The following is a 21028-nucleotide window of genomic DNA, read 5'->3' as shown; positions in this document are numbered from 1 at the left end:
CCTTGTTTTTCGCGTGCTTAATTTTTTTTGCTTCCGTATTGGACCTAATAATAAGTCCCCAACGGTTGTATTGGATATATAAAAAACCCGAAGTAAGTTTGATGCATTGTCATTGCTTTACTTCAAATCATGAAACGAATCTTTTCTCTTCTCCTAGTTTTGGGAATATTGGGAATATTAGTTACAAGTTGTTCAAAATCAGAACAGCAAGGAGACTCTGGCGCCACCACTGCCACAGATTTCAAAACAACCTCTGTTGCCCTTCCTTTTTCGGGGTATTGGTTGAGCGAAACCTATTTTAACGACATCAAAACGCACCAATCGCCCCAAAAATCGCAAGAAGGAAGCGAAGATGTTTTTGTGGTTATACCAGATAGTACCCTCCTACCCACCATGATGGTCTGGAATTTTCACGAGGGCAGTGAAGAAATCACGGTCCTAAAAAAAGACGACGCCTACCAACTCTACGAAGTAGTAGTCGACAGCCTAACCCGCCCCCTGAAAGACATCAAAATAATCTCGCCCTCCAAAATTGCAATCGGCAATAAGACCTTCGTAAAAATCAGTCCTTATGCTAAGCCTAACGAGAAACACAATCCGCTCATTCTGGAAGAAATCCTGTTTAAAGGCAAGTACAGTTTGACTGACGGCACAGAAGTTGAATTTAAAAACAACGGTGAAATAACAGGTTTGGAAAACTACCGTTATTATCAACCAGCCATTGACTACATTGGGCCAGGAATGCAGATTGACCAAGTCAGTTTGAGCAGTAGCGAAGACCAAAAAGAATGGATGGCCTTCAAATTTCGAGGAGACACCTTGCTTATTCACCAAATCAAATGTGTTGAATTTGACAAATCCAATAACGAATGTGGATTAGCCGATTTCGGAGCGCTTAAATACACCCTAATACGAAAAAAATAAAAGTACAGCCAATTTACATTTACCATCAACCAACAATCATTGCATGAAGACGTTAAGAATCCTCTTTGTTTCTATTTGGTACCTCACCACTGGGATAGTTTTTGCCCAAAGCACAAACCTTACCTCAGAATTTGACAAGCTACTCACCGACCAATTTAAGCCCGCCGAATCAGGAGCAACGGTGCTGGTGGCGCAAAAGGGCAAAATCATCTACCAAAAAGCATTTGGACAAGCAAATATAGAGTTGAACGTACCGATGCAACCCGCGATGGTTTTTCGCATCGGCTCCATTACAAAACAGTTTACAGCGGTGGCTATTCTGCAACTGATGGAGCAAGGAAAACTGAGTTTGGAGGATGAAATCACTAAGTTTATTCCCGATTATCCTACCCACGGTCACAAAATAACCGTTGAGCACCTGTTGACCCACACCTCTGGCATCAAGAGTTACACCGACATGAAGGAGTTTGGTGATGTGATTCTGAAGGATATGAAACCCGAAGAACTCATCAATTTTTTCAAGAACCAGCCCATGGATTTTGCGCCAGGCACTCAGTGGCACTACAACAACTCGGGCTTTTTTCTACTCGGGTACATCATCGAAAAAGTATCGGGCAAAACCTATCCCGACTACGTTGAGCAGGTATTTTTTAAGCCGCTGGGCATGACCCATTCTTATTATGGAAACGACGCTAAGTTGATTCCCAACCGGGCGGCGGGTTATGAACGCGGAAAAGATGGCATTCAGAATGCCTCTCCCATGAGCATGACATTGCCCTACGCAGCGGGCTCTATCCAATCAACGGTCGAAGATTTGTGGAAATGGCACCAAGCCGTCCACGCCTATCAGTTGGTGCGAAAAGAAACGCTTGAGAAGGCATTTACGCCCTATAAGCTTACCAATGGCAAACCGACCAATTATGGCTACGGATGGTTTTTGGGGGATATTCAAGGAAGTGCGACCATCGAACACGGCGGAGGTATCAATGGATTTTTAACAAGTTCGATTTATTTACCCAAAGAAGATGTGTTTGTGGCCGTTTTCTCTAATTCTACCGCCAAATCACCCGATAATGTTGCCGCCAAATTGGCCGCTTGGGCCATTGAAAAACCCTATAATTTCAAAGAAATTGCGCTGGATGAAAACACCTTAAAAGGCTACATAGGCGTATATGAAAACCCCGAAGCAGGTCAACGGATTATTTCTTTGGAAAACGGGAAGCTCTACTCTCAACGCACAGGAGGCCCCAAATCTCTCATAAAACCTTACGAAAAAGACAAGTTCTTTTTTGAAACATCTTTGTCATTTCTCAATTTCCAACGCGATGTCAATCAGATGATTACGGGGGTCATTTCTAGTCAACGGGGAGCACAGACCATGCTTTGGAGCAAAACCGACAAACCGATTCCCACGCGCATGGAGCAAAAAGTAGACGAAACGATTTTGGCTAAATACACGGGGGATTATCAACTCGCACCCGGTTTTATTCTTAGCATTACCCAAGAAGGCCAAAAACTCTTTGCGCAGGCAACGGGTCAGGGCAAAAATGAACTCTTTGCCGAGTCAGAAACCAAGTTTTTTCTTAAAGTAGTCGATGCCCAAGTAGAGTTCTTTAAAAACGAAAGCGGCCAGGTCGACAAATTAATTTTATACCAAGGAGGTCAAAAAATCGAAGGGAAAAAATTGAAGTAACTGAAAAGATTTTAAGAAATACCCGTTTTGATTCATTTTTCATAAAATTGAACCGCTACCGGAAAACGCCTTTGGGCATCGGTTCAATTTTATTTAGGTAAAACAGCTTGACATAATCAAGTTGAAAAGTTAATTTAACAAATTCAATAGGCCTGTTTGCCTCTAATTCTTCCGCACCCTTCTCTTAATAAGTTTTTCTCCACACTTTTTTTTATAATTCTCTGATATACAGAGTATAATCTATTTGATTAATCCCGAATCAGCCTTATTTCTATATTTTACCCTTTATCTAAACTCAAATCAATTAATCAAATGAAAAACTCTCTACGCTTCTTTCTTGCATCTGCTTTGATGCTGTTTTCTTTAGCCTCCTTTACGCCCAATATCGACAAGACCTATTATTGGGATGATTATAACATCGAAATAACGGTGCCCAACGATTTCAAAATAACCAAGGACACAAAAAATGAATTTGAAATGGCAGGTGAAGGCATGGAACTTTTCATGTATATCTGGAACCAAAAAGCCATCAGTGCGGCCGACATTGACGACGCCACAATTGCCGCCGCCAAAAGCCTCAAACTCACCGAAGTGGACGACGAAGGCACGTTTGAAAATGATGATTTTGCGGGGTATTACGTAGAAGGCTTTAAAGATGGCGACCGCATCATGTTTGCGGGTATTGTTGACTTAAAAAGCCGTACCAATTTTTTCATTTCTATTACATTTGATGACAAAGATGAGGAAGCCGAGAAGGAAGCGATTAAGATTTTAGAAAGCATCGGCCATAAATCGTAGCTAAAAAAATAGGAGGCGGTGTTGCTACCGCCTCCTGCACACTATTTCTACGTCTGTAAACGCACTTTGTCGACTGGTTACAGGTTCTTCTTTTTCAATTCATCGACCGCAAACGCCGCGGCACGGGCCGTAAGCGCCATGTAGGTCAACGAAGGGTTTACACAAGACGCCGAAGTCATGGCGGCACCATCGGTCATAAAGATATTTTTACACGTATGTACCTGATTATGCGCATTCAACACCGACGTTTTGGGGTCTTTACCCATCCTTGCCGTACCCATTTCGTGGATACCGATTCCCAAATTTGATTTGGTATTATCGTACGCATTGATGTTCTTAAAACCTGCTGCTTCGAGCATTTCAGCCGCGTCGTTTTTCATGTCTATCCGCATTTTACGCTCGTTTTCGCCATAACCTGCATCAAACACCACCAACGGCATTCCCCATTTGTCTTTCTTGGTGGGATGAAGGGTAAAGCGGTTATTTTCGTTTGGCAAAACTTCACCAAAGCCACCGATTCCCATGTTCCAACCTCCTACTTCCGTCATTTCTTCTTTAAACGCCGCCCCAAAACCTTCCATGCCTACGCCACGTCCCCAGCTGCTACGGCTTGCTCCGCCTTGATAACCAAATCCACGCAGATAATCGCGTTTGTCTTTGCCCCAATTGCGATAACGCGGGATGTACACCCCGTTGGCACGGCGGCCAAAATAGTATTGATCTTCAAAACCGTCGTAGGTTCCAGAAGCACCCACGCCCAAGTGGTGGTCCATGATGTTGCGCCCCAATTGGTCACTATCATTGCCCAATCCATTTGGAAAACGGCTTGACTTAGAATTCATCAAAATAGAAGCCGATGGAATTGCCGAAGCGTTGAGGAAGATAATTTTTGCAAAATAATCTTTCACTTCTAGGGTGTTTTGGTCGATGGTACGCACGCCAGTAGCCCGGCCTCTCTTCTCATCGTACAATACTTCCGACACGATTTTGTTGTTGGCCAAAGTCAACCGTTTGGTCTTCATCGCCGCTGGCAAAGTAGCCGCTTGCGTGCTGAAATACGCCCCAAACGGACAGCCACGCATACACATATTGCGGTACTGACACGCCGCCCGACCCAATGCCGTATGAATACTCTGCGGTTTGGTCAAGTGCGCTACCCGTCCAATCGTCAAAGTACGGCCCATTTTCCGCATTACTTCAGATTTTACGTGCTTTTCGAGGCAGTTTAGCTCCATAGCAGGCTGAAATTGACCATCAGGCAACACATCAAGCCCGTCTTTTGACCCGCTAATACCCGCAAAACGCTCTACGTAATCGTACCACGGCGCAAGATCTTTATATCGAATGGGCCAATCAATCGAAATTCCTTCTTTGGCATTGGCCATAAAATCTTCTTCATTCCAACGGTAGCTCTGACGCCCCCACAACAGTGAACGCCCCCCAGTATGGTATGCCCGAATCCAGTCAAACGGACGGGTCTCCAAGTAAGGGTTTTGGCTGTCGTTTTCAAAAAGGTAACGGTGCTCTTCATTGACCGTATAACCCGTCCGGATGCCCGCCCAATATTCTTCCGCCGACTGATTGTCGGGTCGGCCACGGTGAGGAAGTTCCCAAGGAGCTTTCATGGCCGTTTCGTAGCCTTCCACGTGTTTTATATCACGACCCCGCTCCAGACACAGCACGCGTAAACCTTTCTCAGTCAACTCTTTGGCCGCCCATCCGCCACTTATCCCTGACCCAACGACGATGGCATCGTAGGTCATTTCTTTTTGGGCATCAATATTTAGATACATCTTAGGTTAGTTGTTTTAATTCTTGTACGTAATTTATCTACAACGCGTACGCCTTTTGGCCTTTTTTCAACGGAATACATCCATCATAACGGCCCGGAATAGGCACATAGTCAAGGGCTTTGGTAGCTCCTTGCTCCGAAGTAAAGTAACCAAACAGTGTAAGCTCCTTGGCCAAACGCCAGAAAGGGGTGCCCTTGAGTTTTTTGGAATCTACTACTTCTTTGTCAACATTATCTCCCACTTTCACCTGCTGAACATTGGCGCTTTTCATCAATTCAGTGGTTTCTTTCTCTACTTGTTTCAAAATCGCAACTTGCTCGGCAGAAGTGGTTTCCATGAATTTTTTACCATGGGCTTTGGTGGCTTTAGCATCCAAATCTGCTAATCCATCCAAAAAGTTTTGTTGTTCCTGCGCTTTGTAGCAGTCTTTCAACATCAGCTCAATAAAAGGGCCCACCCCTGCATCTTTCGCCCCAGGGGTCGAAGTACGAGGAATGATATGTTCGGCTACCTCAGCAACCAATGCTTGCTGGGCAGGCGTAAAGCTAAAAGCAGCTCCTGCGGTTTGGGGCATTGCAGCTCCTTCACCAAAGGCCATTAAAGTAGGTGCCGAAAGAGTACCCCCCATCAAAAGGGCCACCCGCGACAATGCTTCTCTGCGGTTCATGTTCATAGGATAGTTTAATTTCTTATAGGAAAGATGTAAAAATACATTAGACGCGTTCAATTTTTACTTTTTGTAAACGCTTTTTTTAAGCAAAGAATATTTTATTCAATAGAAAGTTTGACAAATTTTATCCATGTCCCTGATTCACTGACTAGTACGTAGTTTATTATTAAGCATAGGTGCCTATTTGAGCCTTGATTTTAAATTCACAGCTTTAACTTTAAAAATCTACTCATTGGTAAATTAGCTTAGATGTGATCTAATAATCTGCGATGGTAGTTAATCTGCCCCAAATGATAGCCCAAATGAACCGCCAAGTGAATTAAAAAATACTCGGTCGACATTTTTTCTTTAAAAACCACCAAAGGGTATTCGGCGGCATAATCCTCCTCGGTCAGGGTCGACAAGGCATTTTTAATGACTTCAATCGTTGAATCCAACGCGGCAATCATTTTTTGGCGGGGTACGTCTTTATCACTGAACTCCAAAGGACGATTTCTCACATAGCCTGTTTTGCCAATCTCGGCCCCAATGAAGGCATTCAAATTACCAATCAAATGCAAGGTCAGGTTTCCCGCCGAATTGGGAATTTGGGCTTCTGTTTTCCAGATTGTTTCTTCGTTTTGATAAGCAAGAAGCTCTTCTTTCAGTTTGGTCAAATCCCGCTCAAAAAGCGAAATCAATGTTTGTGTAATCATCATGCTAATTTTTTATGTTCAATGCTCTTTTCCATTTAAAATATACGTAGGCAACTCCTCCCAATCCCAGAAAAAACAGCCCTGCCAGCGCCTGTTCAGGCTTTTCAATAAGCGTGTTAACCACAACAAAAGCCGATAAAGCCATGAATATCAACGGCGTAATTGGGTAGGCAAGGGTGCTGTAATTACGTTTTAGTTTGCGCTGCCTGAACTTAAAAATGGCCGCTGCGGTGAGGAAGAAAAAGAAAGTGTCTACAAACACCACATAAGTGATGAGATTGGAGAAGGTTTTCCAGAAAATCAACAAAACAATCGTCCAGAAAGACTGAAAAATGATGGCCCAAAAAGGCGTTTGATAACGGGGATGAATCTCGGCAAACTGCTTAAAAAACAACCCATCCTGCGCCATTGCAAAATAAATACGCGGCGCGGTCAGGATATAAATGCCAATGGTTCCCAAGACCGACAAGACAATCAAAAACGAGATAAATTTAGCGCCTAATCCCCATACGGTAGAAATGGCTTCTGAAGCCACGCCCGTAGAAGCCGCAATCTGCTCAATCGGCAACAGCTTTAAATAGGCAACATTTACGCTTAAATACGCCAAGCATACGATACCGATTCCCATCAACATCGCGCGGGGCACGAGTCGATTGGCATCTTTGACTTCGGCCGCAATAAACGTAGCATGTTGATAGCCTCCGTACGAAAAAGAAACCCCAATCAGCGCCAATCCAAAGGAGGATACAAGGGGTAAATTTTGCGTATTGGAGGTCCACGTAAAATCTGTAATATTTATAGCGTACGTTCCTGCCACAAAACCAATGATAACCACCACGGCGATGCCCACCAATTTGGCTGATGTAAAAACAGAGGCAAACACGCCACCCCATTTTACGCCCAGCACATTCATAATGGTGAGAAGCCCAATTGTGAAAACAGCCACTGCGAGTTGTACATTCTCTGGCATGGGAATCAGTTCATTCAAGTACGAAGTAAAAACCAACGTGAGCGCCGCCAATGAACCCGTATTGATAACCAACAACATGGACCAACTGTATAAAAATGCAGGAAGCTCGCCAAATGCTTCCTTTAAAAACACATAAAAACCGCCTGCTTTAGGAAAAATAGAAGCAATTTCGGCGAAAGTAAGTGCCCCGCACAACGCCACCATCCCTCCCGCTACCCATACGCCCAACATCCAGCCTGTGGTGGGCAAGTAGCCCGCGATTTCAGAAGGTGCCCGGAATATTCCTGAGCCAATGCTCGACCCTACCGCAATCATGGTCAGGCTGAAGAGCGTAATTTGTTTTTTAAGTTGGTGAGACATGGATTAAAAACTAAAGGTTGGGTAGTTACGAAATTGAATTATCTCATCTTAAAGCAATCCTTCGTCGGCAAAACTCAAGTAACCGCCATCCGTAAAGATAATATGGTCTAAAACAGGGATTTCGAGCAACTTCCCCGCCGCCGTAAGGCGACGTGTAAGGTCTTTGTCAGCCTCACTAGGTTTGAGATTGCCCGAGGGATGATTGTGTGCCAAAATAATGGCACTGGCCAAATGTTCAACGGCCACTTTAAATATCATTTTCGGGTCGGCTACCGTACCCGAAACGCCTCCTTGGCTGATTTGAACGGGACGAATGACCTCATTGGCCCGATTGAGCAACAACAACCAAAACTCTTCATGAGGTAAATCCAATAAATAAGGCCGAATTTGTTCGTACCCGTCTTTTGAACATGTAATACGCGGTTTTCGCACAATTTCACTTTCTTTACGCCGCCTTCCTAGCTCCAACGCCGCAATAATCGTAATGGCTTTTGCTTCGCCTATCCCCTTGATTTTCATTAAATCTTTAGTGGTCAACTTGGCCAATTCGTTCAGATTATTGGAAGCTTTTTGGAGAATTACCTTTGCCAAATCTACCGCCGATAGTTCAACGGTGCCTGAGCCAATCAAAATAGCAATCAATTCGGCATCTGTCAGCGCGGCTTTCCCTTTCAAAAGCAATTTTTCGCGAGGGCGGTCTTCTTCCGCCCAACTCAGTATTTTTCGTGATGAAGTGTAGTCGTTATCAGTCATGAAGAGGTCATAGGTGGTCGTTCGTGGTAAAAATACTAACTTGCCAGTGAAATCAAAGCGAGTCATGCGTAAATACAGTATTATTATCCCCGTTTATAATCGGCCCGACGAACTGACCGAGTTGTTGACGTGTCTGGTAAAACAAACTTTTACCCATTTCGAAGTCATCATTATTGAAGATGGCTCCCGAATCAAATGTGAGGAGGTTGTTCAAACCTTTAGTCAACAACTGGAAATTCACTACTTCTACAAGGAAAATGGCGGCCAAGGCTTTGCCCGAAACTACGGGTTTGAACGTGCCCAAGGCGATTATTTTGTTATTCTTGACTCCGATGCACTAATAGAGCCCAATTATCTGAGCATTGTTGACCACCGATTGAATACTGATTACGTAGATTTATACGGCGGTCCCGACACCGACCATCCAAGTTTCACTCCTATTCAGAAAGCCATCAGTTATTCGATGACTTCGCTCTTTACGACGGGCGGCATTAGGGGTAAAAAAAGTAATTTAGGGGGCACATTCCATCCTCGTAGTTTTAATATGGGCATTTCTCGCAAAGTGTGGGAACGTACGGGAGGATTTCAAATCAGCCGAATGGGCGAAGATATTATTTTTAGCATCACCGCCCTCCGAATGGGTTTCAAGTCAGCCCTGATTCCAGAAGCATTCATTTATCACAAACGGCGCACTGGGTTTGGGGCCTTCTTTCGGCAACTACGCTTCTTTGGACGTGCGCGAATCAATATAGCCCGCTTTTATCCAGATGAACTCAAATTAGTTCACACCTTTCCTTTTCTGTTTACCCTTGGTTGCCTCAGTATTCCCTTATTGTGGTTGATTCACCCTTGGTTGTTTCAGGCAGGAATTACTTTTTTAGCAATTTATATCATTCTGCTGCTTATCGACGCCACTCGACAATCAAAAAGTCTGGAAGTGGGCTTCCTGAGCATTATCGCGGCATTTGTACAGCTCTTTGGCTATGGATTCGGCTTTGCGCAAGAGGGGGTAAAACGCTTACTTGAACCAAAAACCCACCGCGAAACAGGCGCTAGCGTTGAGTATCCTTCCTAAAAAAGCATAAAAAAAGCGGCCATTGTGACCGCTTTTTTTATGATACCATAATCGTTATCATTAATATTCCCACAAACCATGCTCTAACTCCATCAACTCATTTTCAAGTTGGATAGATTTCCAAAGCGCTTCTTTTTCACCACCATAAATGGTAATGAGGTCTTGGTCTTTGGGGTTGGAAGTTTTGATAATACGACCACTGAACAGACGAAGATCAAACGCATCCGCTAAGTTTTTGTGCTGCGCAGTATTGTATTCGTTGAACCAGATAAATTTCTTTGGATCGCTACGGAACAGCTTGTCCAAGTCTTTGTATCTAAAAGTAGCAATCGGCTTTTCAATTCCTCCAGGATTCAATTCAGATGGTAATACAAGCGTAATGGTTTGAATATCGTAAATCAAACGTGAACGCTTGCGGTCAAAAATCCAATCTTCTTTCATTTCTAGGATTGGAATATCCTTAGGAAAGAATTGGTTCTCTTCCATTTTTTGCGCTTCAGCCGCAGCAATTGCGGCGGCTTCTTCCGCCATTTTGCGTTTGATTTCGGTTGAATCTACTTGAGGCTTTACAGGCACTTTGGCAATTTGCCCCTTTTTACCTTTGGTAGTCGTCTTCTTTTTTGGTGCTGGCGTACCCCAACCATCATCTACGGGTTGTGTTTCTTTTTTGGGCGCTGGAGCTCCCCAACCATCATCTGCCTTGGCAGGCGCTTTCGGGTCTTTCTTTGCAGCATCTCCCCAAACATCTCCACCTTGAGCGGCATTGTCAGTACCAAAACCAGCTTTTATTTCATCTTCGGTCAATGTCTGCCCTTGATTTGGCATTTGAAGCGCTTTGCTGAAATCCGTACTGGTCATTTTTTTGGTCATATCGGCATCTACATACGCCTCCAAAAGACCCGCCTTTACAGCGTCCATGATGTACTTTGTGATTTCATTGCCTACTGAAAACATAGGTTGATTTTGCTTTTCCCGCAAATCCAACCGGCGCCACAGTGTGCGTTTCATCATCACATCAGCATCGTTAATCTCGCGCACTGACAGCGGATTGACACCCTTAGTGTCTTTCTCTTGGGCTTGAGTGCTCATGCTCAATGCTACCAAGGCCGCACTACCTAACAGGCTACTCCATCTTTTCATTTTCTTTGAGCGTTATTTTGATTACTTTATTACTAACGAAATCTGTTTCTTGTTAGTACAAAATCGAAAATCAGTATTCTTAATTCAACGGCACCGTACGAGTTTCAGAGCCTATACCCGCATCCTGAACATCTCCTTTGAAATTACGGCGCTGTACGCCCGATACTTCAATTACAAGACGATCTCCCGCCGCAGCCTGGGCTGCCAAAGCATTGATTGAGCCACTTGGCCCCGAAATCACCACTGGCTGACCTTTTGGACGGTTTCCGCTTGCCAAACGAACTTCAATTTTTCCTACCCGGAAATTTGCATCTTCGGGCGAGTAATTGATTAAACTCTCATCCGCAATCGCTTTTACGGAAATACTACGCGCCATACTGGCCGAAATAGGGCGTTTATCATCCACCAATGCGCCATTGATATAATATTCCAAACGAGGCCGAGGAACGCGGTTTACGCGGAAGCCTTCGGTACCAATCAAGTTTCCTTGGTTCGAAATATTTAATTTAACATTTCTATTGTTTGGAATAATAATTACTTTCCCTTTGCCATTGTTGATAACTTCGGCACCATCAGCCGTAAAAGCTGGATTCCATAAAGGTCCTAAGCCCGGGCTTTGAATACTCAACACGTTCTTACAACCCAAAAACAAAGGCGGCATCGAAGCTGACTCAATATTATAGGTTGGCTTAGCAACTTTATAATCATATTTCATCGAAATCGTGGTATCACGACCGCTCGGCGTAGGAAATGAAATAACTCCCGACAGGGTTTTGGCAGCCAAACCATCTTTGTCGTACGAACCACCTTGAGCCGTGAATTCAATGATTCCTTTTCCATCCTGTACCCGCAATGGTGCTCCACCTAAACTCATGCGTGGCGTAAGAGAACTCGAAGAAGCCGCAATAAACATCTCTCCTTTGAACTTAGTACCCGCCACAACTACGTTAGACTCAGCACTAATCATTGCCAGAATTTTATCAAACTTAATGTCTTTCGCACCTACTTTAGCCGCCAAAGCATCGAGTACTTCCGCTTCTAAACGACGAATTTCCGATTGTTTTTGACTCAATACCGCCAATGCCGCCGGAACGGGTGTTTGCGCAAAATTTAATTCTGCAAAGTCTTTTGTACGTTGATCTTTGTCGCGTTTTGCGAGAGGGTCTTCTTTACCGTCGAGGGCCAATGGTGCAAAACTAGTTCCTGAGAGTTTATTCATTTGCTCTACGAAACCGTTAAGCTTGTTTTTCAGCTCATACGCTTTACCATTCTTTGAAGGTCCAATCATGTAAATAGCTACCTTATCCTCTTCGTTCGGGTTTTTAACTTTTCCTGTTTCAGGGTCAATACCTCCACCAGCCTCGGTTGCTATTTGACTTTTTATGGCATCAATCTCACTAATCATCCCACTTGCTATCTTGCGCACATCTTCAGCTTGCTTGACAATCGCCACTTCAAAAGCTCTATTTCCAGACTTTTCGACTTTATCTCTGATATTTTCAACAGTTCTTGCGTTGATTTTGTTAGCGGCGTTTGACGCAACCTCCATACTGTTGTTCAACAATTGGAATTTTTCCAACAATGCCGAACTTACTTGCAAAGCCAGCATGGCCGTCAAAACCAGATACATCATCCCAATCATCTTCTGACGGGGTGTCTCTTTTGCTCCTGCCATTTTTAAATAGTTGAATTTTAGCTTACTTTAATTGATTTTAACGAGGGTGACAGTTGTATTTAAGGGTTCAGAATTTTAACTCTGCGCCATCAAATTATCCTCGCATTGCGGTTAGCATATTACCGTACACATTGTTCAGGGCCGTGATATTGGTTGTCAATTTTGACATTTCAGCCTTAAACTGCTGTGATTCTTTGGTTGCATCCGCCATATTAGCCATCGCATTTGTCAAGTTACCATAAAACGCATTCATGGCCTTGAGGTGCTTGGTTGTATCCTGCAATTCCAATTCATATACGGCATTGAGCGCGCCCATGTTTTTGGTAATGTTTTGGAATTGCTCACGATATTGTTGGGCATCTTTGGTTGCATCTGCCATAGAAGACATCGCATTGATTGCCACGCCGTAAGACTTGTTCATATCATTGATTGATGCCGATGCAGTTTTTACGTTTTTAGCATAATCGTTGGTCGCAATAGTTGCATCGGTCAAATCTCCGATTTTAGATACTGTATCTGTCAGGTTTTTAAATCCTTTACCAAGATTATTGAAAATATCTGGTGATATGTTGGCTTCGGCTAACATTTTATCCATGTTGGCAGTCAAACCAACACCTTTTTTCTCTTCTTTACGCGAAGGCACAGGCGCCGCGTCGTCCGCCAATTCCGGGTATACTTTTTCCCACGCGTATTCTTCAGAAGCAGGGTATAAAAAGCTTTGTACTGCGTACAAAACGAAAATGAAAGCTTCGGTCAAAAGACCAACTGTCAAAATCTCACCGCCACCTTCGATGTGGGTAATTTTTGCCCAAGCACCGATGATTACAACGGCTGCTCCAAGCGCATAAGCAGTAGGGACTATTTTACTCCAGAAAACACCTTGTTTTTGTGCTGCCATAACAGAATTAAAATATTGGTTTAATAGAATCGGTTACAATAAATAAAGGTCGTAAAAAAGAAGGGTGCCGCCGGGCAGCACCCTATATTTTAAGGTAATAAAGTCGAATTATCTTTTACGTCCACGGGTAGTAGCTGCACGACCAGCAAGGTTTTCAACTACGCAACGGAAACCAATGAACGAGCGTTTATTGTCTTCATATTCCCAACCGCGTGTTCCTGTTTCAAGGAAGTAAGCAACATCTTTCCATGATCCGCCCCGTACTATCTTACGTGGTTCGTCAGGGTTATCATTCATTGGGTTCATATCCCAGTTTACAATAGTGGCATTATCAGCATAAGCATCCAAGGTCCATTCGGCTACGTTACCTGCCATGTTATACAATCCATAATCATTGGCATTGTAGGCATTTGCGGGGGCAGTGTAAGGATATCCATCGGCGTCATAATTACCACGCTGTGGTTTAAAGTTTGCTAAGAAGCAACCTTTGCCATTGGCTACGTAAGGGTTACCCCAAGGATATTTGGCAGATGCACGTCCGCCGCGAGCAGCCCATTCCCATTCGGCTTCGGTAGGCAGGCGGAATTTTGGAGAACGATATTTACCTTCTTTTGCTCGGTAATCGTTGTACAGATTAGAGCGCCATTCTGAGAAATAGCGAGCGGCTTTCCAGCTCACCCCAACGACAGGATAGGTATCAAAGGCTGGATGTGAATAGTAATATTCAAGCATCGGGTCACCGTTGTGATACGTAAAATCTTTTTTCCAAACCGTAGTATCGGGATGGTACTTTGAGATGATTTCTTCTTCTCCCAGTACTGACAGTGAGTCAGTCATCAGAGATGCGACAAATTGACGATACTCATGGTTTGTTACTTCAGTATCATCCATGTAAAACGAAGTAATGGTTACTCGGCGGTTAAAATTGACCTGCGTAGCGGCAACATCTTCGTCAGCCTGCCCCATCATAAAAGAACCCGATGGGATAAGTACCATTCCAAAAGGAGTATCCTGCTTATAGTCTTTACGACCCGTTGCAATTACTTCTCCGTTCCGAACGCCGATTTCCTGTTTGGCTCCTTTTTTGCCCCCTTTTCCTCCTTTGCTGTTTTTTCCGCCAAATTTATCTTTGACAAATCCACAACTTTGCAGCATCATCGCTACCATCAAAATCCATGCTCCTTTGGTGGCGCAGCCGAAAAATACCCTCTTGCTCATGGTTATTCCCGTTAGTTTCAAAATTCAGTATAGAAACGAAGTTCTATGTGTTTATTGTGTGTTTTTTTTAAAATTCTCTTTTACTGCTACAAAGAAGGGCTTTATTTATTTTAAAATTCCCCACAAGCCCCCAAAATTACTAAAAAACCATTAATTTTTTATCAAACGGTACAACGGTCTTCCAACAATAATATTGCCAAAGATTGAATTCGGCAAAAAAATAATATTCTATTTAATAATACGCCCAATTATTCACTGTATCAATACCTAAATCTTGGGGTACGTACAATTGTCTTTTTACCTTTTGTAAGCGCTGGGAGTGCATAAGAAAGCATTACTTCATACGATGCGGGGGCTTTTACACTGCGACTTCCTCCTACCAAATCAACGGCACCCGCCAAACGAAGCGCTTTGTTGCCAAGCAGATTTATTCCAGCTATAATATTATAGGATTCTTGTACACGGTAGGTAATTCCGCCAAAAATCCATTCATCCCAAGTAGCCATTACCCCCCCCTCTACCGACAACGTTTTAGGGTTGAAATCCGTCAGGCTTTTAACTAGGATAAGGGGCTGTATTTCCAATCCATACAGTGGTTCCCAACGATAACCAGCAGTCAAATAGGCATTGGGTGCTAAAATACTATTACCCGTATCTCCTCCTAAATTAAATTTGGGTCGATTTAGGTGATTAACGCTTGCACCAACATAAAAAGTACTTGCATCATAAAATACCCCTAAAGAAATATCAGGCTGGGTAACCCCTAAACGTCCGACTGGGATAAGTGGGTCACCTGGTTCACGGGAGACCAAGCGACTAAAATCAATGTATCTGTTTTGAAACCCTACCCGCGCACCGATTGCCAAGGTATTTTCATTGATATTTAGGCGATAGGCATACGAAAGCTGGACTTCCTGACTACCCATTGCACCAATTCGATCATTGACGTAATTAATGCCAACGGCACTTTTTATAAAATTCAGTGGAACACTTCCTGAAAATACCAGCGTGTTAGGAGCACCGCCGTCGCCAGAAGTAGTCTGATACCCTTGCCACTGAATACGATTCAACAACTGAAATCGGGTAGTTCCGTCGGCTCCTGCCGTGGCGGGATTATAATATAATTGATTGTGCATGAACAGGCTAAACTGAGCATCCTGCTGCGCCTGTACATAGCTTAATTGGGCAAACCAACTTAATATGCTCAATAGTAGTAGTTGTGGGTATTTCATATCCAATTCGCCGGTATTTTCAATACAAACGACAATTAGCGAAAAAAATTTGATATAAAAAAAGGGTTAGTTTCCCAACCCTTACTATAACGCATAAAAAGAGATAAGTGTTGCGGTTTTGCTCAAATTGTCCAGAGAAAAACGGCCCTAAACCTTTCTAATTAGATATTATTAGCTTTTTTGATATATATTTCCAACGCCCCAGTCATTGAGGGAGCATTGGGCATAGGAGCCTCAATGTCTAAAATCAAGCCTGCATCCGCCACTGCCTTTGCGGTCGTAGGGCCGAAAGCAGCTATCCGGGTTTTGTTTTGCTTAAAATCAGGGAAGTTATGGAATAGAGAGGTAATTCCAGAAGGACTGAAAAAGCAAATAACATCATAAAACACTTCTGTCAAATCCGATAAATCTGAAGACACGGTTTCGTACATTACGGCCTCAGTAAGGTGTAATTCGTAGTTACCCATGAATTCGGGGATGTCGTTGCGCCGCTTGTCAGAACAAGGAAACAAAAACTTTTCGGTTTTGTGTTTCTTGATTAAATCTAACAAATCAGCCGCGGTTTTTTGACCTGAAAAAATCTTCCGTTTGCGTATTTGAATGTACTTTTGAAGATAGTTGGCGGTTTGCTCCGTTACGCAGAAATATTTCATTTCGGCAGGCATTTCCAACTTAGCTTCCTTACAAATACGGAAGAAATTATCTACGGCATTACGGCTGGTAAAAATAATAGCCGTATGCTCCATGATGTTAATCCGTTGCTTACGAAAATCCTTAAATGAAATACCCTGAACTTCGATAAAAGGGCGAAAATCGACCTTCACGCTGTATCTGCGCTCTAACTCAAAATAAGGGGACTTTTCATCAGTTGGCCGAGCTTGGGTGACCAAAATGCTCTCTACTTTATTCAACCGGTCTTGTTGCATCAAAATCGTTTCGCTCATATCAGACGTTTGGTGGGGTTCTCCCCACTTCTTATAGGGCATACCTTACCCCGATGATGATGGGGATTAATTCAACAATGCAAAGGTACGAAATTAAATATAGATTTTTAACAGTTGTGCTGTTGCTAATTGTAAAGAAGATTAAAATAGCTCGAAAAATATAAAAGACAATTACTGGAATAATGAGTACCGAACGGATGATTGGCGACCAGTCAACAATGTAAAAAGAGGCCACCGACGCAATCAATATGAGCGCCGAAAAAAACAACAAGGAAGACTGTAAAACCTTGAAATAATGCACATTAGCTACACCTTCCAAACGATACAAAGTCCCTAAAATATACAAACCAAAATATTTTCCTATAAATCCCAGAAAACAGATAAATGCTATTTTTAAATAATTTAACCAAGTATCAGAAAACGCCTGTCCAGTTGCTAATAATTCTTTTGATGAAAACAGATTATATTCTTTATCCTGCGTAAACAAATACAAATAGGCTAATTCCAGACTAAGCAAAACCACAAAAAGAATATTGGTTCGGCTAAAGGGTTTATTGATCATAAATGAATCATCCCTGAAGTCCATCTGAAATAAATCGGGAAGGCTATAAATCCGATTAAAAGCCCGGGGAGATGTATTGAACAGAAAAGCGGCAAAGGTAAACAGAAGCAAAATTCCCAAAATGAAAAAGTTGGCAATCGAGGCTTGCTCTCGGGGTTTTAGGTTCAAAAACGATTCTTCCTCAATCGTAATCAGTTTTTCAACGGCGGCTTTTCGATGACCAATAATCACGACCTTACCCGCCTGCCCAGGCGTTCCGTATATTGTAATCATCAACTGCGGACGCCTGAATTTTTTATAAAGACTGTCTATTTTCATCACTCGCCAGCTTCCTGCCTTGAGGTTTTCCTGCAATGAGCCATTCAGAAACAGATAATTATTTTTTTCAACGTACAACAGCAGTTCGTAATGCAGGTTGCTTTCTAAATCCAAGAGTGTATTGAGTGCCAGTTGATTACCGTGCTGTTCGGCCACGTACGGAACGTATTCTTTTTCTCGCTGATCATACACAAGCCAATCTTGCGCCAAATTTTTCACAAGGAAGTACTGCTTATCTGGCCCTACTTCTGCCCAAAGGGGAGCAACGCTGCATAACAATAGCAGCCACGTAATATATTTGAACCTTTGAACAACGCTCTTCGTCATTGGCCGATACTCATTTTTAATCCCCAAAATAGATGCAGGCAGCTTGGGATACCCAAACTGCCTGCAAAGTTAGAAAAGATAACAGTAATATCGGTTAGTTACGACCTAAGGCTTTCAACATTGTTTCACCAATCAACGCTGGTGATTCTACCACGAAGATTCCACACTCACTCATAATGCGCATCTTAGCCGCAGCCGTATCATCAGCACCACCAATAATAGCACCTGCATGGCCCATACGACGACCTTTAGGGGCAGTTTGACCAGCGATAAAACCAACAACAGGTTTAGTTCCATTTGCTTTAATCCAATAGGCGGCATCGGCTTCCATGCTTCCTCCGATTTCTCCTATCATCACGATTCCTTCCGTTTCGGGGTCATTCATGAGCAATTCTACCGCTTCTTTGGTAGTAGTACCAATGATTGGGTCACCTCCGATACCAATGGCAGTGGTTTGGCCAAGACCTGCTTTTGTCAATTGATCAACCGCTTCGTAGGTCAATGTACCTGACTTAGAAACGATGCCGATGGTTCCTTTTTTGAAGATAAAACCAGGCATAATGCCCACCTTACATTCGTCGGCCGTCATTACTCCTGGGCAGTTTGGACCAATGAGACGGCAGTCCTTTGTCGAGATGTATTCTTTCGCCAACATCATGTCTTTCGTCGGAATACCCTCTGTGATACAAACGATTACTTTGATACCTGCATCGGCGGCTTCCATGATGGCATCAGCGGCAAAAGCTGGCGGTACAAAAATGATTGACACATCGGCACCTGTGGTATTTACGGCATCAGCAACGGTGTTGAAGACGGGACGGTCGAGGTGGCTTTGGCCGCCTTTGCCTGGAGTTACTCCACCTACAACATTTGTTCCGTACTCAATCATTTGTTGGGCATGAAAAGTACCTTCGGAGCCTGTGAAGCCCTGCACAATTATCTTTGAGTTTTTATTGACTAATACGCTCATTGGTGGTTAGTATAAAATTGCGTGATTCAAAATGATTAACTTTATTTTATTCAAGACAGAAGCCAAAAATTTTTCAGTAAAAGTAGGTCGAAATAAAGAAAGTACAAAAGCACCTCTGAAAGAAAAATTTTTAAAGGCCTAAATATTGCTTATTTTTCTGTTTAAAACGGTAAAATACTGATACCTTGCTAAGGCTTTTTTAAACATTTATCGCTGTTAATCATCGGTCATTTATGGCCAATAAAACGTTAGCCTCTTAACCTTTAACTTCTTGTGTAAGAATGATTCAACTCTCCAACGCCTTTTCAGACGCTGTCGTAGCCACTGTATGTATTGTCGTTTTTTTTAAATTCTTTGCTTATGTTCCCTTCCATAATCGACTCCTCTGGGGCGTATTTTTGGTAACTGTATCATTGGCGGCGGGTGCTGGTGTATTCCGTTATTTGGGGTTTCAACAATTAACCGATACCCATCGCTCCCTCTCAACACTGGCTGGTAGCGCCGGACTAGCGAGTGTGGTAGTCGCAATTTGGGGGTTAGTGATGCGCCAGACCATCTCCCGCCCTACCGTCATTGCAACCCTCTCGTTCGGACTTATTTTATTTATCTTTCTGCTCTATCCCGCCTTTCAGGTTTTCAGCTCCGTTGTTCAGGCTTTTACGATGCTTGTCGTGATGTTGATTGCCGTTTTCGGACTTATGCAAAAATACCAAAAAGCCATCTGGATTGTGATTGGAGTGATGATTCTGGGCATCGCTACCAAAGTAGCCACCCAACACCTACCTTTCAGTCCAATCGATGTATATCACTACGCATTGGCCGCTATGGTTTTTTGTTTTGGCAAAGCCGTGTAAGGTTAAATTATTCCACGACAAACGACTCCATGCGCCGCAAAAAATCTTCTTCTACCTCGGCACCGTGCCCTGGCAAATCTGGAATAATTACTTGATAATGATTTTGGTAATGAATCCCGCCCAATATTGGATTTTGGGCGTGTTCAAAAGGAGAATCTAAATCATAAAATACGACGTTTTGCAAAGCAGACGCAAAATGGGCATTGGCCGAAATCCCCAAACGTGACTCCGACATACACCCAATCATACACTTGATGCCCGCCGCTTCGGCAATGGCGTTGATTTTCACTGCATTGCGCAAGCCGCCACTTTTTGAAAGTTTTATGTTGAAAAAATCCACGGCCTGTTGGGTTACCAATTTGATGGCATCTTGAGGAGAAAACAACGACTCATCGGCACAAATGGGCACGCGAGCGTTTTGTCGCAGTCGCGCCAAATGAGCATAGTCCCAATGTTTTACGGGCTGTTCGCAATACTCCACATTCCAGTCGGCAATCGTGTTCAAAACCGTAAGCGCGCTGATATAATCCCACCCCTGATTGGCATCGGTACGGAGGGGAATGGAGTCGCCGATAGCTTCACGAATGACGGCAATACGCCGAATATCATCTTTGGCGTTTGTTCCTAATTTTACTTTAATGGCTTCCGCACCACGTTCTTTTATTTTAACGGCATCAGCCGCCATTACCTCTGGCTGAGCAATGTAAATGGTTTCATCAGTAACAATCGGACGATTGGTGCCGCCCAAAAACTGATACAGAGGCATATTGGCGTACTTGGCGGCCAAGTCATACAACGCCATGTCAAAGGCACTTTTTACGGTCGGGTTTCCGCTCAGATACCGGTCCATCGCCGCCAAGCAGCCTTCTATATCCAACGGATTTTTACCAATCAGCAATTTGGCCAAATCATAAGCTGCCGCATACGCAGTGGCTTGGGTTTCTCCCACTATCATCCAAAATGGGGCACCTTCCCCTGTACCATAAAGGCCATCTGAGGTATAAATTTTGACTAGAATGTTGCGGGCTTCTTCAATCGTCCCGATTGCAATCGTGACGGGCGCTTGGAGCGCAATATTAAATTTATAGACTTCAATACGAGTGATTATAGACATGTTTTTTATTCGTTTTCTTCAGTGTTTGACAAGGTAAAAGTAACG

At 43.3% G+C, this 21028-nt stretch carries 19 protein-coding genes; 5 read left to right on the top strand and 14 right to left on the bottom strand.

Translation table 11 applies throughout. The annotated features are described in order from the left end of the window. Positions 1–129 precede the first annotated feature (129 nt). The 3 genes from GVN20_RS28755 (at position 130) to GVN20_RS28745 (ending at position 3415) form a co-directional block, all read left to right on the top strand. A complete protein-coding gene (locus GVN20_RS28755; RefSeq protein WP_166561649.1) occupies positions 130–924 on the top strand; it encodes a hypothetical protein in 795 nt (264 codons plus the stop codon). Between the two features lie 43 nt (positions 925–967). Then, the gene (locus GVN20_RS28750; RefSeq protein WP_166561648.1) at positions 968–2617 is read left to right on the top strand and encodes a serine hydrolase; all 1650 of its coding nucleotides are present in this window, start codon (positions 968–970) and stop codon (positions 2615–2617) included. Between the two features lie 312 nt (positions 2618–2929). Further along, complete coding sequence (locus tag GVN20_RS28745) at positions 2930–3415, top strand: hypothetical protein (RefSeq protein WP_166561647.1); 486 nt, start codon at positions 2930–2932, stop codon at positions 3413–3415. A gap of 77 nt (positions 3416–3492) precedes the next feature. Here GVN20_RS28745 and GVN20_RS28740 read toward each other — a convergent pair whose 3' ends face one another. The 5 genes from GVN20_RS28740 to radC form a co-directional block, all read right to left on the bottom strand. Then, the gene (locus tag GVN20_RS28740) at positions 3493–5208 is read right to left on the bottom strand and encodes a GMC oxidoreductase (protein WP_166561646.1); all 1716 of its coding nucleotides are present in this window, start codon (positions 5206–5208) and stop codon (positions 3493–3495) included. 37 nt (positions 5209–5245) lie between these two features. Then, positions 5246–5875 (bottom strand): gluconate 2-dehydrogenase subunit 3 family protein, encoded by a 630-nt coding sequence (locus GVN20_RS28735; protein WP_166561645.1) that lies wholly within the window; start codon positions 5873–5875, stop codon positions 5246–5248. 248 nt (positions 5876–6123) lie between these two features. After that, positions 6124–6573 carry a DinB family protein gene (locus GVN20_RS28730; RefSeq protein ID WP_206023394.1) on the bottom strand — a complete coding sequence of 150 codons (450 nt, stop codon included), beginning with the start codon at positions 6571–6573 and terminating at the stop codon, positions 6124–6126. Positions 6574–6577: 4 nt separating this feature from the next. Continuing rightward, positions 6578–7903: an APC family permease gene (locus GVN20_RS28725; protein WP_166561644.1), complete on the bottom strand. Its 1326-nt coding sequence runs from the start codon at positions 7901–7903 to the stop codon at positions 6578–6580. A gap of 48 nt (positions 7904–7951) precedes the next feature. Continuing rightward, complete coding sequence (gene radC, locus GVN20_RS28720; protein ID WP_166561643.1) at positions 7952–8656, bottom strand: RadC family protein; 705 nt, start codon at positions 8654–8656, stop codon at positions 7952–7954. Between the two features lie 64 nt (positions 8657–8720). On the opposite strand from radC, the gene GVN20_RS28715 reads away from it, so the two are divergent. Continuing rightward, on the top strand, positions 8721–9731 hold the full coding sequence (locus tag GVN20_RS28715) for a glycosyltransferase family 2 protein (RefSeq protein WP_166561642.1): 1011 nt from the start codon (positions 8721–8723) through the stop codon (positions 9729–9731). Positions 9732–9791: 60 nt separating this feature from the next. Here GVN20_RS28715 and gldN read toward each other — a convergent pair whose 3' ends face one another. The 8 genes from gldN to sucD form a co-directional block, all read right to left on the bottom strand. Beyond that, entirely contained in the window at positions 9792–10871 is a 1080-nt protein-coding gene (gldN, locus tag GVN20_RS28710; protein ID WP_166561641.1) for a gliding motility protein GldN, read from the bottom strand. A gap of 79 nt (positions 10872–10950) precedes the next feature. Beyond that, positions 10951–12546 carry a gliding motility protein GldM gene (gene gldM, locus GVN20_RS28705; RefSeq protein WP_166561640.1) on the bottom strand — a complete coding sequence of 532 codons (1596 nt, stop codon included), beginning with the start codon at positions 12544–12546 and terminating at the stop codon, positions 10951–10953. Between the two features lie 94 nt (positions 12547–12640). Continuing rightward, positions 12641–13444, bottom strand: a complete 804-nt coding sequence (gene gldL, locus GVN20_RS28700; RefSeq protein WP_166561639.1) for a gliding motility protein GldL — start codon at positions 13442–13444, stop codon at positions 12641–12643. A gap of 108 nt (positions 13445–13552) precedes the next feature. After that, positions 13553–14662, bottom strand: coding sequence for an SUMF1/EgtB/PvdO family nonheme iron enzyme (locus GVN20_RS28695; protein ID WP_166561638.1), 1110 nt, complete (start codon positions 14660–14662; stop codon positions 13553–13555). 260 nt (positions 14663–14922) lie between these two features. Further along, a complete protein-coding gene (locus tag GVN20_RS28690) occupies positions 14923–15894 on the bottom strand; it encodes a type IX secretion system membrane protein PorP/SprF (protein ID WP_166561637.1) in 972 nt (323 codons plus the stop codon). Between the two features lie 161 nt (positions 15895–16055). Continuing rightward, a complete protein-coding gene (locus GVN20_RS28685) occupies positions 16056–16838 on the bottom strand; it encodes a uroporphyrinogen-III synthase (protein WP_114460626.1) in 783 nt (260 codons plus the stop codon). Between the two features lie 31 nt (positions 16839–16869). Next, positions 16870–18045 carry a DUF4271 domain-containing protein gene (locus tag GVN20_RS28680; protein ID WP_166561636.1) on the bottom strand — a complete coding sequence of 392 codons (1176 nt, stop codon included), beginning with the start codon at positions 18043–18045 and terminating at the stop codon, positions 16870–16872. A gap of 94 nt (positions 18046–18139) precedes the next feature. Beyond that, a complete protein-coding gene (gene sucD, locus GVN20_RS28675; protein WP_166561635.1) occupies positions 18140–19015 on the bottom strand; it encodes a succinate--CoA ligase subunit alpha in 876 nt (291 codons plus the stop codon). Between the two features lie 281 nt (positions 19016–19296). Between sucD and GVN20_RS28670 the strand changes: the two genes are divergently transcribed. After that, positions 19297–19869 carry a DUF6962 family protein gene (locus tag GVN20_RS28670; protein WP_166561634.1) on the top strand — a complete coding sequence of 191 codons (573 nt, stop codon included), beginning with the start codon at positions 19297–19299 and terminating at the stop codon, positions 19867–19869. Between the two features lie 7 nt (positions 19870–19876). Here the strand turns inward: GVN20_RS28670 and GVN20_RS28665 are convergent, their stop codons facing one another. Continuing rightward, entirely contained in the window at positions 19877–20983 is a 1107-nt protein-coding gene (locus tag GVN20_RS28665) for a mandelate racemase/muconate lactonizing enzyme family protein (protein ID WP_166561633.1), read from the bottom strand. Positions 20984–21028 lie beyond the last annotated feature (45 nt).

This window comes from Runella sp. CRIBMP (assembly GCF_009905605.1).
Lineage (GTDB): Bacteria > Bacteroidota > Bacteroidia > Cytophagales > Spirosomataceae > Runella.
This window is presented reverse-complemented; position numbering and strand designations above follow the sequence as displayed.